The following is a 14,541-nucleotide window of genomic DNA, read 5'->3' on the forward strand; positions in this document are numbered from 1 at the left end:
ATTTGCCACGCTATCGACTGATCTTGCGTTTCGCCTGGCGAAGTATTCGAACTTATGGTCAATTCTCGCGGCGGAGGTCAGGGGGACGGGGCCGGGACGGCCTCAGCCCAGTTCGAGGCTGGTCACGCCGAAGACCCGGGGCGCGGAGAAGTCGCGGATGGGCCCGGTGTACATGCGGGCCGTGTCGAACGACGGCGTGAGGCCGAGCGACTCGGCCAGCGCGACGGCCTCCGTGTTGATTTCCGGGATGTCGACGGCGAAGGGGGCGCCGCCCAGGTCGGCGGTGAGCGCGTCGAGCAGCACGCGGGCGTCCTCGGCGGTGTCGGCGAAGAGCGGGCCCACGCGGTGCGCGTCGAGCCCCGGACGGATCACGCCGTACCCGGTCACCCGGCCGTCCACCACGCGGGCGAGCGCGCGGTGGCCCTCGGCGGTGAGCCAGTGGCGCAGGAACTCCGGACGGTCGGCGGGGTAGCAGGCACTGTCGTACGCGAGCAGCGCGTCGAGCCCGGCGGCCTCGGCGGGGACGACGTCCGCGGGTGCCGGGCGGCCGCCGGCGGGCACCGTGCCGCCGAACCGGCTGGTGCGGTAGGCCAGTTCGAAGCCGGAGCGGCGGTAGTTGTCCTGCTGGGCCGGTACGCCGTCCAGGCCGACGGTCCGCTCGCCGGCGTGGGCGAGCGCCGTCTTCCAGGTGGTGAGGCCGTGGCCGTGGCCGCGCCGGTCGGGCCGGACGAGGTAGAAGCCCAGGAAGGCGTAGTCCGGGCTGTAGTTGACGACCGAGATGGCGGAGACCGGTTCGCCGTCGATGCGGCCGATGAAGAACCCGTCGGGGTCCTGGGCGAAGAAGCAGGCGGCGTCGGAGAGGCCCGGGTTCCAGCCCTCGGCCGCCGCCCACTCGCTGACGACCTTCCAGTCCTCCGGTGTCGCTCGCGTGACGACGAGCTGGTCAGGGGCGTGCTGGGGCATCTCGGTGTCCTTTCCGGCGGGGGACGGGCCGATGCGGGACGGCCCGGCGGGCGGGAGCCATCCTTCCCGATCCGTACGCCGCTATCCAGCGGCTTCCGGGCGATCGCCCCGGGTCGGGTGACGCCTGCGCGGTGGTCGGTTCCGGGTGCCGCACGGTGCCTGACGGATGGCCGAATAACGCCGGAAGAGAAGGTCAAGTCAAGGAACGGCTAAGGAAAAGAAAGGAAAAGAGGCGGTCAAGTGCCTGGAACGGGTGGTTTGTGATGTGCGGGCGGGAGGGGTGGAGCGCTAGCATGGGAATTGGTTGTCTGGGGCAACCAATTCCCGGGGCGGGGGAGCTCACTTGTGCCGGGTGCGCCGCCATGCGCCGTGCCGGCCCTGGGCACCACCGACCAACGGAGTACCACCACCGGGGTGCGGGGACGAGCGCGCGCCGGTGTCAGGAGGACGATTCATGCCTGCCGAGGCAGCCGCATCCCAGACCACCCCCACAACCCCCCTCGACGACCAGGGAAGTTCGCCGGAGGACGGTTTCCGCACGTACGTCGAGGACAACCTCGACGCGCTGGCGGCCGACCCGGACCGGGAACTGCTCGTGCACGGCGACCGCCGGCTGACCGCCGGTCAGTTCTGTGACCTGGTACACCGTATGGCACACGCCATATCGGCGCAGGGCGTCGAGCGCGGCACCACCGTCACGCTGCTCAGCGGCAACCTCCCCGAGGCCATCGCCGCGCGCTACGCCGCCAACCTCGTCGGCTGCCGCGTCAACCACCTCTACAACAAGCTCTCCGCCGACGTGCAGGCCAACATCGTGCGCGACGTCGAGACCCGGGCGCTGATCGTCGACCCGCGGCTGGCCGACCGCGCCGCCGAGCTGACCGAGCGCGCGCCCGTGCCGACCGTACTCACCCTCGGCGAGGCCAAGCGGGAGGTCGGCCGGGACGTGCTGGCGCTCGCCGCCGAGCAGACCGCCGAGCCGTACGAGAGCACCGCGCGGCCGGACGACATCTGCAACATCCGGCACACCGGCGGTACCACCGGCCACCCCAAGGGCATCGTCACCACCTTCCGGCAGCTCAACCGCATGCGCCGGATGATGCCCGAGCAGGCCGAGCAGGGCTGCACGCCCAAGCAGCTGGTGTGCACCACCATCGCGCACGCCGCCGGCATGCTCGCCGACGTGATGTTCCTCAACGGCGGCACCGTCGTCCTGCACGACGACTTCGACCCGGCCGAGGCGCTCGCCACCATCGAGCGCGAGAACATCACCCACCTCTTCCTGCTCCCGCCGCTGGTCTACCAGCTGATGGACCACCCGGACTCCGAGCGCCGCGACCTCTCCAGCCTGCGCGCCCTCACCTACGGCGGCTGCCAGTCCTCGCCCGCCCGCATCGCGGACGCGGTCCGCCGCTTCGGCAAGGTCCTCGTGCAGTTCTACGGCCAGAACGAGGCCGGCGGCATCAGCGTGCTGCCCGCCGACGAGCACGACCCGGACAACCTGGAGCGGCTGCGCTCGGCCGGCAAGATCCTGCCGGGCGTCGAGGTGTCCATCCGCGACACCGACGGCAAGGACCTGCCGGCGGGCGAACTGGGTGAGATCTGCGTCCGCTCGGCCGGCACGATGACCGGCTACTGGAAGCAGCCCGAGCTGACCGCCGAGGTGCTCAAGGACGGCTGGCTGCACACCGGTGACGTGGGCTTCGTCGACGCCGACGACTACATCACCGTCGTCGACCGGATCAAGGACATGATCGTGGTGGTCGGCGGTCACGTGTACACCACCGAGCTGGAGGACCTGCTCAACTCGCACCCGAAGGTGCTGCAGAGCGCCGTCTTCGGCGTCCGCGACGCGGACAACATGGAGCAGGTGCACGCCGCGGTCGTGGCCGCGCCGGGCAGCGGCCTGGAGGCCGAGGAGCTGCGCGCGTCGGTGCGCGAGGCGCGCGGCGCCATGTACGAGCCGGCGAGCATCACCTTCGTCGACGCGCTGCCGCTGACGGACGCGGGCAAGCCCGACAAGAAGCTGCTGCGGCAGCAGGCCGAGGCCGCGCGCGACGCCGGCTGACCGGCGCCCGCCTTCCGGGGCGGCCGCACCGGTGCTCCCGTACGCGTACCTGCCCGTACGGGAGCACCGGAGGCCGCCCGGCAGACCGTGGCGGCCTCCGGTGCCGGGCCCGTCACACGTCGGGATAGACCGCCACCCGCACCGCGCGCGGCCCGTGCATGCCCTGGATCATCGCCGATTCGATGTCGCCCGAGCGGCTGGGCCCGGTGACCAGTTGCAGGCCGGACGGCAGGGGGTCGAGCCGGCCGAGCGCCGCGATCAGTGCCGCGTAGTCGGCGTGCAGCCGGGAGAGCGGTACGACCGCGAGATGGGTGCCCGGCAGTACCGCCGTGCCGCGCGGGCGGCCGGGCGCGGGACCGAGTGCGAGGGTGCCGGTGTCCGCCGCGGCTCCGAGCACGCCGGTCACCCCCACCTCGGCGTCCCACGGGTCCGGCGGCCGCTCCCCGGCGACCTCCAGACCGGTCAGGTCCGGGTGATCGTCGATGAGCACGGGGCGGTCGCCCGCCCACTCCCGGACCACCGACAGCGCCTCGCCGTGCGAGGCGGTCAGCTCCGCCCGGCCGCCGGCCTCCGCCAGCCGGTCGCGGAACAGCTCCGCCAGCCCCTGGTTCATCCTTGCCTCCCGTCGCCCGGTCGGTTCTCCTCGCCCGGCCTGTTCTCCTCGCGCCGCCGGAACCAGCGCCGGAAGGCGCCCGCCTCCCGCAGCGGCGGCAGGGCGCGGCCCTCGGCCCAGGCGCGGCCGGGCCCGGGCAGCCGGGCCACCAGCCGGTCGGGGAGCAGCCGCCCGGCCAGCCGGGCCGCCGCCATCGTGGCGCGGAAACCGGCCCCCGTACGCCAGGCCAGCGCCCAGGCCCGCCAGCCCGCGCGGGCCGTCCGGCCGGCGGGCCGTTCGCTCTCGTGCCGCGCGCGGAGGTCCACCAGCAGGTCGGGGATGGGGATCTTCACCGGGCAGGCGTCGTAGCAGGCGCCGCAGAGCGAGGAGAGGAACGGCAGGTCGGAGTCGGTGCCGGGGTCGCCGATCAGCGGGCTGAGCACGGCGCCGATCGGACCGCCGTACACCGCGCTGTACGGGTGCCCGCCGCCCACCGTCCGGTACACCGGGCAGGAGATCTGGCAGTTGCCGCAGCGGATGCAGGCGAGTACTTCCTCCTGGGGTGTGCCGAGCGCCTTCGTACGGCCGTTGTCGAGGATGACCAGGTGCACCTGGTCGGGCCCGTCGGTCTCGCCTTCGCGGCGCGGCCCGTTGACCAGGGTCTGGTAGACGGAGACGCGCTGCTTGGTGGCCGCGTCGCAGAGCAGGGGGATGAGGACGCCGAGGTCGGCGAAGCGCGGGATCACCTTCTCCACGGTCATCACGGCCACGTGGACGCGCGGCTGGGAGGTCACCATGTCGGCGTTGCCCTCGTTGGTGACGAGGGCGAGGGTGCCGGTGTCGGCGGCGGCGAAGTTGACGCCGGTGATGCCCATGTCCGCGGCCTTGAAGTCGGCGCGCAGCCGGGTACGCGCGAAGGACGCCAGGTCCTCCGGCTCTCCTGACACCTCGTCACCGGCGAGCTGTCCGAAGAGATCCGCCACGTCCTGCCGGGACTTGTGCAGCGCGGGCCCGACGATGTGGCTGGGCCGCTCGTCGGCCAGCTGGACGATGTACTCGCCCAGGTCCGTCTCGACGACCTCGACGCCGTCCGCGGTGAGGTGGGCGTTGAGGTGGATCTCCTCGGTGGCCATCGACTTGGACTTCACCGCGAGGCGGACGCCGTTCTCGCGGGCGATCCGCCCGATGACGGCACGGGCCTCGGCGGGCGTGCCGGCCCGGTGCACCACGCCGCCGTTCCGCTCGACGCTCCCGGTCAGCTGCTGGAGGTACTTCTCCAGGTCGGTGAGGGTCTCGCGGCGGATGGCTGCGCCCTGCTCGCGGAGCCGGGCCACCTCGGGGGTCCACGTACCGACGTGCCGTTCCTCGTTCAGGGCGGCGAGGCGGTCGTGGGTGGGGCGGGCGGTGCGGACGGTCAGCGCGTCCCGGGTGATCAGCGGCAGCGGGCGCCGGTGCGGCGGGATCTCGCCGGCCGCCCACTCGGGGCGGTCGGGGCGGATGCGCTCGCGGCCGGCGAGGGCGGACGAACGCTGCCCGGTCGTCCCGGCGCTGTCGCAGGGGCGCTCGGTCGTACAGGGGCGCTCGGTCATGCGGGCACCTCCGCCGGGACGAGCGCGTCGCGCACCAGCTCCGCGAGGTGCCGGGTACGCACCGGCGGCCCCGCCTTCCGCGCCCGGCCGTCCAGGTGCAGCAGGCAGCCGGGATCGGCCGAGACCAGCCAGTCGGCGCCCTCGGCAGCGGCCGAGCGGAGCTTGGTGTCGGCCATCGCCACCGACACCTCGGGGAACTTCGCGGCGAAGGTCCCGCCGAAGCCGCAGCAGGTGTCGCAGCCCGCCATCTCCCTGACCTCCAACCCCTCGATTCTGCGCAGCAGTTGGCGTGGTGTGCGGCGCTCGCCGAGCGTGCGCGTCAGATGGCAGGAGTCGTGGTACGTCACCGAGCCGGACAGCCGCAACCGCAGCTCCGTGCCGTACGCCATCACGAACTGGCTGAACTCATAGGTCCGTTCGACGAGCGCGCGCTGCTCCGGGGTGGGGGAGCGGAGCCGGCCGAGGTGGTGGTGGAGGTGGGCGGCGCAGGATCCGGAGGGGGTGACCACCGCGTCGTACGGTGCGAAGATCCGCAGCCAGCGGTCGAGCAGTGCGCCGGCCTCCGCCGGGTGCCCGGAGTTCAGCGCGGGCTGGCCGCAGCAGGTCTGGCCGCGCGGCAGCTCCACCGCGAGGCCCATCGCCGCCAGCACCTCCACCGTGGCGCGGGCCGGGCCGCCCGCCGCCAGGTCGCCCATGCACGAGGTGAACAGCGCGACGCGCTCGGGGCGGGGCCGGGCGCCCGTGTCCGCTTCCGTCATACGACTCCTCCAGTTCCGTACCGTCGAGCTCAGGCCATCACCGACTCCACCCGCCTCGCCGTGTCCCGTACCGCGTCCGTCAGCGCCAGCAGCTCATCGCGGCCGATGACGAAGGTGACGGTGGAGACGCTGACCGCGCCGACCGTGCGGCCGTCCGGGGTGTGGACGGGCGCGGCGAGGCAGCGCACGTTGGGTTCGTTCTCCTCGTCGTCCAGGGCGTAGCCGCGCTCCCGTACGCCGGCCAGTTCGGCGGAGAGCGCGTCGAGGGTGGTCAGGGTGCGGTCCGTGCGCCGCTCCAGGCCGGTGCGGTCCACCAGCTCCGTCAGCGCCGCCGCGTCGAGCCCGGCGAGTATGCACTTGCCGATGGCGGTGGAGTGCAGGGGCTGCTGCATGCCGACCCGGGAGAGGAACGCGAACGGCTGCACGCCCTCGACCTTGTGGGTGTAGACGATGCGGTCGCCGCTGCGCAGGCCCACGTGGATGGTCTGGCCGATCCGGTCCTGCAGCTCGACCAGCACCGCCTCGACGGTGGTGTGCCGGTGGCCGCGGGCGACCGCCGCGCCGACACCGCTGGCGGTCGGGCCGATGCCGTAGCGCCCGCCGGGGTGCGCCACCGCCCAGCCCTCGGCGACCAGCGTGCCCAGCAGGCGGTGGGCCGTGGGCTTGGAAACGGCGGCGCCGGCGGCCAGGTCGGCGAGGCGCAGGGGCTCCTGCGCATGGCAGAGCGTCTCGATGAGCCGCAGCACTTTGCGGGGGCCCGCACCGTCGTTGGGCCTGCCGGAATCCGTCTGTGCAGAACTCGTTGACACGTCTTCGAGGCTAGGGCTAGCTTCCCCCGATATTCCACCCCCCTGAACGACGTTTCGCCAGGCAGAACGGGCGGAGCGCCCTGGACCATTCGTGCCGACGTCAGGAGAATCCGTGCCGACTCAGGCGGAGATACGGCAGCTGTCCGACCGGGCAGCACAGCACGTCCTCAGCAAACAAGGCACCGATACGGGGCGGCGCACCGGCTGGCTCATGATCTCGACGATCCTGATCGAAGCCTGGGACCTGTACGCGATCTCGTTCCTGCTGCTGTTCGTCAGGAACGACCTGCATCCCAGCGCCGCGATGCTCGGACTCGCCTCCGGCGCCGTGCAGTTGGGGGCACTCATCGGCGCGCTGGGCGGGGGCTGGGTCGCCGACAGGATCGGCCGGCGCAAGGTCTTCATCATCACGATGGCGCTCTTCGTGGTGCTCGCGCTGAGCCAGTCCTTCGTGACCAGCATGTGGCAGCTGGTCGCGGTCCGGTTCCTGCTCGGCATCCCGCTGGGCAGCGACATCTCCACCGGCTACGCGTACATCATGGAGACCATGCCCAAGGGCAAGCGGGAGGTGATGGGCAACCGCTGGCAGGGCATGTTCGGGCTCGGCGAGATCGCCGCCATCGCGGTGATCACCGTGATGTACCTCAGCGGCATGGACCACGGCCTGCTGTGGCGGATCGGCCTCGGCCTCGGCGCGCTGCCCGCCCTCGCGCTGCTCATCGGGCGGCTGGACGTACCGGACACCGCCCTGTGGCTGGTGCAGCGCGGCAAGTTCAAGAAGGCCAAGGCCGTCGCGAAGGAGATGTTCAACGACGACCTGGACATGCTGCCGGACGAGGACTTCGTCATGGAGCGGCCGCGCACCCGCGACTTCCTGAAGAGCATCTGGCAGGACCCGGTGCGCCGCAAGGCCAGCGTCTTCGCGTGGATCTCCAACGCCATGCAGGGGGCCGAGTTCGCCGCCTTCGCCTTCTACCTGCCGGTCATCCTCGTCCTCACCGGCGTCTCCGGTATCGGCGCGACCAACTTCGTCACCGGCGCGATCTACATCATCGCGACCGTGGCGGGCTTCGTCGCGCCGCAGGTCACCCCGAGGATCGGCCATCGCGGGGTGGCCCGCGTGGGCTACGGCATGGCGTTCGTCTCGCTGCTGCTGGCCGCGCTCTTCCTGCACCTGGAGTGGCACGTACTGGTGCCGCTGGCCGCCGCCGGCCTGATGTGGGGCCACTACTGGGACGCGTCCAACGGCATGACGATCGCCTCGATGGTCGCGCCGAGCCGGTACAAGGCCACCGCCTCCGGCTTCGGCTACCTCTTCGTCAAGCTCGCCTCGTTCGTGTCGATCTTCTTCTTCCCGATCCTCTTCACCGAGCTGGGCGTGCCGCTGGCGACCGTGATCGTCTCGTTGCTCTCGCTGACCGGGTACCTCGCGGCCACCTACCTCCTCCCCGAGGTCTACGGGTATGTGGAGCAGGAGGAGGGCGCCGGGCCGGACGTCGTCCCACCGCAGCCCGGTACCGCGGCACTTCGCGACTCCGGGGAGCCGGCCGCGTAAAGAAACGGTGCACGAGGAGTGAACGTTCCGGTCCGGCGCTCAGTGTGCTGATCAACAGTGGTGTCACGAGCGCCGGACGCCGGGAATTCATGGGGTGAATTGCCTCCGCCGCTCGGCAGTTCATGCCGATCCGCCCGAAAATGAGCAGGTCAGTGGCCCGGGGTGAGTGAGCGGCGGAAGGCGGCGCATGAAATCGTGGGCACAGGGACGGTCTTGGTCACCGTCACCCCCCTCTCCCACGGCCCCGACGCAGGGGCCTTGTTGACATGCACCGCGAAGAAAGGTGATGGCATGCCCATCGCACTGCTCCGGAGGAAGCGGGCCGCCCGAGGCCCGCGCGGAGCCGGCCTCCTGCACCCCGTCCCCCCGGGTGCGGGTGCCTTCAACTGTGAGGTGCTCGACCCGCTCGGGGAGCCCCTGCCCCAGGCCGAGGTCACCGTCACCTCGGCGCACGGCGGGCAGGTGGTGGCGAAGCTGACGACCGACCCGTACGGTCTGTTCTTCGTGACGCTGCCCGTCGGCCGGTACAGCGTCCTGGTCTCCGCCGACGGACTGCAGCCGAACCGGCAGACGATCGACATCAGGGAGGGCGAGACCCTCCCGCTGCCCACGATCCGGCTGGAGTCCTCGGCGCCGCCCGAGCTGCCCCAGCCCGGTACGTGGCTGTTCGACCCGCCGCACACCGCGATCCGGTTCATCGCCAAGCACGTCGGCATGGCCAACGTGCACGGCCGGTTCACCCGCTTCCAGGGCGGTATCCGGGTGGCCCCCGACATGGCCGACTCGCGCATCGAGGTACGCATCGAGGCCGCGAGCATCAACACGGGCAACAACACCCGGGACGGCCACCTGCGCTCGGCGGACTTCCTGGACGTCGAGAACTACCCGTACCTGCACTTCGCCTCCACCCGCTTCATCCACAAGGGCGGCCAGAAGTGGGTCGTGCAGGGCGTCCTGGAGATGCACGGCGTCAGCCGCACCGTCAACCTCGACACCACCTACCTCGGCGCCGTCAACGGCGGCTACGGCGAGGAACTGCGCTGCGCCGCCCTGGCCAAGACCGAGCTGCACCGCGAGGACTACACCCTCAACTGGCGCAACATGCTCGCCCGCGGCATCGCCGTCGTCGGCCCCACGGTCAAGCTGGAGCTGGACCTCCAGGCCATGTACCGCAGCCCGGACACGCCTACGCCGCCGGACTAGTCGGCCCGACCGCGGTCCCGACGAGCGTGCGACAGGCCTGCGAGACTTCGCAGGCCTGTTCTCGCGTTCCGGGGGCTCGCGGGCGCCGGCGCCTGCTGTGATGGGATCAGCGCATGGAAGCAGCGATGCCGGAATGGGATCATTGCGCGGCCGGAGCCACGCAAGCCGACGCGACAGGCTGCCGCGGCCGCAAGGCGGAACGGTACAGCCGCTGTGTCGCCCACCTGGAGCAGCCGGAACTCGTCGATTTCCTGGCGACGTTATCCGCGGCGGCGGACGTGGATTTCCGCGGCCTCACCTTCGACGAGCCGCTGCTCGGGCGCATTCTCGATGCCGTCAAGGCCCCCACCGACGGCAAGCCGGTGTTCGGTACGGCCGACTTCACCGAAGCGCAGTTCACGGGTTTCACGCCCTTGCGGGGCGTCGAGTTCCGGAGCGAAGCGACATTCGACGGGGCGCGGTTCGACGGGTCCGTCGATTTCAGCCGCTCGGTGTTCCGTGCGGGGGCGAGCTTTGCCCACTCGATTTTCGAGGGTGAGGGGTCCGTCGTCTTCCACGAGGCGACTTTCGAGGGCGGGGTGCAGTTCTGGGACGCGGAGTTCTCGCACGGCATCGGTATCGTGGGGGCAAGGTTCGATGGCTACGCGCAGTTCAGCGGGGCGCGATTCCGGGGCGAGACGTATTTTCAGGGGCTCTCCTTCGCCGACTCCGTTGAGTTCGAACACGTCACCTTCGAGGGTGCGATGTATCTCCTCCACTCCGAGGTGTCCGGGTTCATGTCCTTCGCGCAGGCGACATTCCTTGAACACGTCGTCATCGGGCCCGTCTCGGGGGCCGATCATCTGGAAATGGTGCGTGCCACATTCCGCGCGCCGAGTGAAGTGACGGCCTCCGCCCGCCGCATCACGTACACGGACGTACGGCTTGAAGAGCCGGCTGTGCTGGAAGCCTCGTCGCCGGCAGTGGAGCTTGACGGCGCCGTCCTGCTCCAGCCCCTCACCGTGGCGTCCAGGCCGGCCGCGGAGTCCCGCGCCGAAGCGGGCGGCTTCGGTACGGCCGCCATCGTCTCCCTCGCGCGCGTCGATGCCGCCATGCTGTTCCTGCACGAGGTCGACCTCCGGCGCTGTTCCTTCTCTCGCGCGCGGCATCTGGACCAGATCCGTATCGAGGGCGAGTGCCTCTTCGCTCAGCCGCCATCCGCCACAGGCCGGGGAAACGTGTGGCCGTTCCACTGGACCCAGCGCAAGGTCCTCGCGGAGGAAGGACTCTGGCGTGCCCGGCGCGGGCCTCGGCGTGGCCGGCCGGGCTGGCTTGCCTCGGTCGAGGCGGAGGAATCCGGTGCGACCCCCGGTGCGGCGACCATCGAAATCCTGTACCGGAATCTGCGAAAGGCCCTCGAAGACGGGAAGGACGAACCGGGGGCCGCCGACTTCTACTACGGCGAGATGGAGATGCGCCGGCACAGCCGTGGCTGGCGCACCACGGAACGGTGGCTGCTCCAGGCGTACTGGCTGCTGTCCGGCTACGGACTTCGCGCGGCCCGCGCACTGGGGTGGCTCTCCGTAGCCATGTTCATCACGATCCTGCTCATGATGGGGTACGGCCTGCCCGATGCGTCCCCTGCGCAGAGAGCCACCGGTACGGTTCCCGCGGGCGGCGGCAAGGTCACGTTCACGATCGACAAGGACGATCCGAGGAATCCGACCGGCCACCGGTTCACCGGCGAGCGGCTGGAGAAGGCGCTGACCGTCACCCTCAACTCGGTCGTGTTCCGCTCCAGCGGCCAGGACCTCACGACCGCGGGTACCTACATCGAGATGGCTTCCCGCTTCTCCGAGCCGGTCCTCCTCGGCTTCGCGGCTCTGGCCGTGCGGGGCCGGGTCAAGCGGGGGAGCTGAACTCGTCGGGGGCGGGTGGACCACCGCCGCAATCATGTGTGTCGAGTTGAGTGCGGGGCAGTGCCCTGCCTCTTGCGTCCGGGGCCCGCGCTCGGAGATCGTTCCGCCATGAACGAGTACGTGCATCCGGCAGACGGCGGCGGGTCGGCGCTGGGCGATGCCCTGCGTATCGGCGGGCCGGGGACGACCCTCGACGACGCGCAGGTCACCGAGTTCGTTGCCGGGGTGCTCGGTGGGGCGGAGCTGGACGGGCGGAGTGTTTGCGTTGTGGTGCCCGACGGGACGCGGAGTTGTCCGTTGCCGTTGTTGCTGTCCGCCGTGCACGGGGCGCTCGTCGGGCGGGTGAGCCGGCTGACCGTGCTGATCGCGCTCGGCACCCATGCCGCCATGGACGAAGCCCGGCTGGCCGGGCATCTCGGCTACCCGGAGGGCGGGCTCGCCGCGCGCTATCCGGGCATGACCGTACGGAACCACGAGTGGTGGGACCCCGACACGTTCGTCTCGCTCGGCACGATCTCCGCCGACCGGGTCGGCGAGCTGTCCGGCGGGCTGCTGCACCACGCCGTCGACGTCCGCCTGAACCGCGCGGTGGTCGACCACGACGTCACCCTCGTGCTCGGCCCCGTCTTCCCGCACGAAGTCGTCGGCTTCTCCGGTGGCAACAAGTACTTCTTCCCCGGCGTCGCGGGTGCCGACATCATCGACCTCTCGCACTGGCTGGGCGCCCTGATCAGCAGCGTGGAGATCATCGGCACCCGCGGCATCACGCCCGTACGCGCGCTCATCGACGAGGCCGCGGCCCTCATCCCCGGCCGCCGCCTCGCCCTCTGCGCCGTCGCGCAGTCGGGGACGGACGCACTGCACTCCCTCGCGTACGGCACACCGGAGGCGGCCTGGGCCGCGGCGGCCGAGGTCTCCGCCGAGACCCACATCCGTTATCTGGACGCGCCCGTGAAGCGCGTCCTGTCGGTCATGCCGGAGAAGTACGAGGACATCTGGACCGCCGCCAAGGGCTTCTACAAGCTGGAGCCGGTGGTCGCGGACGGCGGCGAGGTCATCCTCTACGCGCCGCACATCACGCAGCTCTCCGCCATGCACCCGGAGATCGGCGACATCGGCTACCACTGCCGGGACTACTTCACCAAGCAGTGGGACCGCTTCAAGGACCTGCACTGGGGCGTGCTGGCCCACTCCACGCACCTGCGCGGCGCGGGCACGTACGACGCGGAGGCCGGCGAGGAACGCTGCCGGGTCACCGTCACGCTCGCCACCGGCATCCCCGAGGACGTCGTACGCGCCGCGAACCTGCACCACCTCGACCCGGCGGAGATCGACCCCGCGGCCTTCGCCGCCGACCCGGAGACCCTGGTCGTGCCGCACGCGGGCGAGATCCTCCACCGGCTGCGCACGAAATGAGGAGCGGTACATGACCTTGCCTCAGCTCCCGGAACTCACCGGCGCGGACGCCGAAGCGGCCGACGCGGTCGCCGCACTGTTGCGCGACGCCGCCCCGCTCGGCGTCGCCTTCTCCGGCGGCGTCGACTCCTCGCTGCTGCTGGCGCTCGCCGTACGGGCGCTCGATGCCGAGCGGGTCGTCGCCGTCCTCGGCGTCTCGCCCAGTCTCGCCGCGGACGAGCGCGCCGGGGCCCACCGGGTGGCCGCCCACATCGGGGCGCGGGTCGTCGAAGTCGCCACGTACGAAGGGGAGTCGGCGGCCTACCGCGCCAACGGGCCGGACCGTTGCTTCCACTGCAAGGACGAGCTGTTCACCAGGATCTCGGACGAGGTCGCCGCCGAGCACGGGCTCGCGGCGGTCGCGTACGGGGAGAACGCCGACGACGCCCGCCGCCCGGACCGGCCCGGCAGCCGCGCCGCCACCGAGCACCGGGTGCTGCGGCCGCTCGCCGAAGCGGGCCTGGACAAGGCCGCCGTACGCCGCCTCGCCCGCGCGCTCCGGCTGCCCTGCGCCGACAAGCCCGCCGCGCCCTGCCTGGCCTCCCGCATCCCGCACTTCGAAGAGGTCTCGCCCGCCAAGCTCGGGCAGATAGAACGGGCCGAGAAGGCGCTGCGGGGACTGGGGTTCAGCGACTGCCGGGTGCGGCACCACGGGGAGGTGGCGCGGGTCGAGCTGCCGGTCGCGGAGATCGCCCGGGCCGCCTCCGACGAGCTGCGCGAGGCGGTGCTGAGCGCCGTGAAGGCGGCCGGCTTCCGCATGGTCGCGATCGACCTGGCGGGCATCCAGTCCGGCGCGTTCACGCTGCCGCTGGTGGGCGTGACGGGAGGCGGCCGCGATGTCTGAGCACGCGCCGGGCCCCGAAGCGGCGACGGGCGGTGCGCCCGACCTCGGAGCGGTGAGCGGTGCCGGGGCCGGGCTCGCCGGCCTCGCCGGGCTCGCCGGGCTCGCCGAGCTGGATCATGACCGGACCGCGCGGCGCGGCTACCCGGAGGCGGTCTACTGCGAAGGCAAGACGGCGGCGCAGGTGGCCGCCATCGCGGCCGCGGTACGCGAACGGTACGCCGGTACCGCGCACATGGGCCCCGACATACCGGTCACCCTCTTCACCCGGGCCGACGACGGACACGCCAAGGCGGTGCTCGCCGAACTCCCCGACGCGCGCCATGACACGGAGGCCCGGCTGCTCGCCTGGCCGCCGGCGCCGCCGACCGCGACCGGCGGCAAGGTGACCGTGGTCTGCGCCGGCACCTCCGACCTCCCCGTGGCCCGGGAAGCTCTCCTCACCGCCACGTACCTCGGCCGGGAGACCGCATTCGTCGCGGACGTGGGCGTCGCCGGGCTGCACCGGGTCCTCGGCAAGCTCGACCTGCTGCGTTCCGCACGGGCCGTGGTCGTGGTCGCGGGCATGGACGGCGCGCTGCCCAGCGTGGTGGCCGGGCTGGTCGCGTCGCCGGTCGTCGCCGTGCCGACCTCCGTCGGGTACGGCGCCGCCTTCGGCGGCCTCGCCCCGCTGCTGGCCATGCTCAACGCCTGCGCCCCGGGCGTCGCCGTGGTCAACATCGACAACGGCTACGGCGCGGGCCACCTGGCAGCCCAGATCGCGGCACCGTTTCCCGCCGCGTAGACCGGGCCGCCGAAAGACGGTGCCGC

At 71.8% G+C, this 14,541-nt stretch carries 12 protein-coding genes; 7 read left to right on the forward strand and 5 right to left on the reverse strand.

The window, feature by feature from the left end; genetic code table 11:
* Positions 1-102: 102 nt before the first annotated feature.
* On the reverse strand, positions 103-963 hold the full coding sequence (locus ABZ840_RS19615) for a GNAT family N-acetyltransferase (protein ID WP_361561284.1): 861 nt from the start codon (positions 961-963) through the stop codon (positions 103-105).
* Positions 964-1,417: 454 nt separating this feature from the next.
* Here ABZ840_RS19615 and ABZ840_RS19620 point away from each other — a divergent pair, with 454 nt between their 5' ends.
* The gene (locus ABZ840_RS19620) at positions 1,418-3,031 is read left to right on the forward strand and encodes an AMP-binding protein (protein ID WP_361561286.1); all 1,614 of its coding nucleotides are present in this window, start codon (positions 1,418-1,420) and stop codon (positions 3,029-3,031) included.
* 112 nt (positions 3,032-3,143) lie between these two features.
* Here the strand turns inward: ABZ840_RS19620 and ABZ840_RS19625 are convergent, their stop codons facing one another.
* The 4 genes from ABZ840_RS19625 to ABZ840_RS19640 are packed head-to-tail and all read right to left on the reverse strand — an operon-like array spanning position 3,144 to position 6,779.
* The gene (locus ABZ840_RS19625) at positions 3,144-3,644 is read right to left on the reverse strand and encodes an LUD domain-containing protein (RefSeq protein ID WP_361561288.1); all 501 of its coding nucleotides are present in this window, start codon (positions 3,642-3,644) and stop codon (positions 3,144-3,146) included.
* Positions 3,641-5,212 (reverse strand): lactate utilization protein B, encoded by a 1,572-nt coding sequence (locus ABZ840_RS19630; protein ID WP_361561290.1) that lies wholly within the window; start codon positions 5,210-5,212, stop codon positions 3,641-3,643. Before ABZ840_RS19630 ends, ABZ840_RS19625 begins: the two co-directional genes overlap by 4 nt.
* Positions 5,209-5,970, reverse strand: coding sequence for a (Fe-S)-binding protein (locus tag ABZ840_RS19635; RefSeq protein WP_361561292.1), 762 nt, complete (start codon positions 5,968-5,970; stop codon positions 5,209-5,211). Before ABZ840_RS19635 ends, ABZ840_RS19630 begins: the two co-directional genes overlap by 4 nt.
* 29 nt (positions 5,971-5,999) lie before the next feature.
* On the reverse strand, positions 6,000-6,779 hold the full coding sequence (locus tag ABZ840_RS19640) for an IclR family transcriptional regulator (RefSeq protein WP_361561294.1): 780 nt from the start codon (positions 6,777-6,779) through the stop codon (positions 6,000-6,002).
* Positions 6,780-6,891: 112 nt separating this feature from the next.
* On the opposite strand from ABZ840_RS19640, the gene ABZ840_RS19645 reads away from it, so the two are divergent.
* The 6 genes from ABZ840_RS19645 to larB all read left to right on the forward strand — a co-directional run bounded on the left by ABZ840_RS19645 (position 6,892) and on the right by larB (position 14,515).
* A complete protein-coding gene (locus ABZ840_RS19645) occupies positions 6,892-8,334 on the forward strand; it encodes an MFS transporter (protein WP_361561296.1) in 1,443 nt (480 codons plus the stop codon).
* A gap of 291 nt (positions 8,335-8,625) precedes the next feature.
* Positions 8,626-9,537, forward strand: coding sequence for a YceI family protein (locus ABZ840_RS19650; protein WP_361561298.1), 912 nt, complete (start codon positions 8,626-8,628; stop codon positions 9,535-9,537).
* A 113-nt stretch (positions 9,538-9,650) separates the two neighbouring features.
* Positions 9,651-11,435 carry a pentapeptide repeat-containing protein gene (locus ABZ840_RS19655; RefSeq protein ID WP_361561300.1) on the forward strand — a complete coding sequence of 595 codons (1,785 nt, stop codon included), beginning with the start codon at positions 9,651-9,653 and terminating at the stop codon, positions 11,433-11,435.
* 108 nt (positions 11,436-11,543) lie between these two features.
* Positions 11,544-12,851 (forward strand): lactate racemase domain-containing protein, encoded by a 1,308-nt coding sequence (locus tag ABZ840_RS19660; RefSeq protein WP_361561301.1) that lies wholly within the window; start codon positions 11,544-11,546, stop codon positions 12,849-12,851.
* A gap of 10 nt (positions 12,852-12,861) precedes the next feature.
* Positions 12,862-13,734: an ATP-dependent sacrificial sulfur transferase LarE gene (gene larE / locus ABZ840_RS19665; protein ID WP_361561303.1), complete on the forward strand. Its 873-nt coding sequence runs from the start codon at positions 12,862-12,864 to the stop codon at positions 13,732-13,734.
* Entirely contained in the window at positions 13,727-14,515 is a 789-nt protein-coding gene (gene larB / locus ABZ840_RS19670) for a nickel pincer cofactor biosynthesis protein LarB (RefSeq protein ID WP_361561305.1), read from the forward strand. Before larE ends, larB begins: the two co-directional genes overlap by 8 nt.
* Positions 14,516-14,541: the final 26 nt, after the last annotated feature.

The sequence above is a fragment of the Streptomyces sp. NPDC047117 genome (assembly GCF_040643545.1).
Classification (GTDB): Bacteria; Actinomycetota; Actinomycetes; order Streptomycetales; family Streptomycetaceae; genus Streptomyces.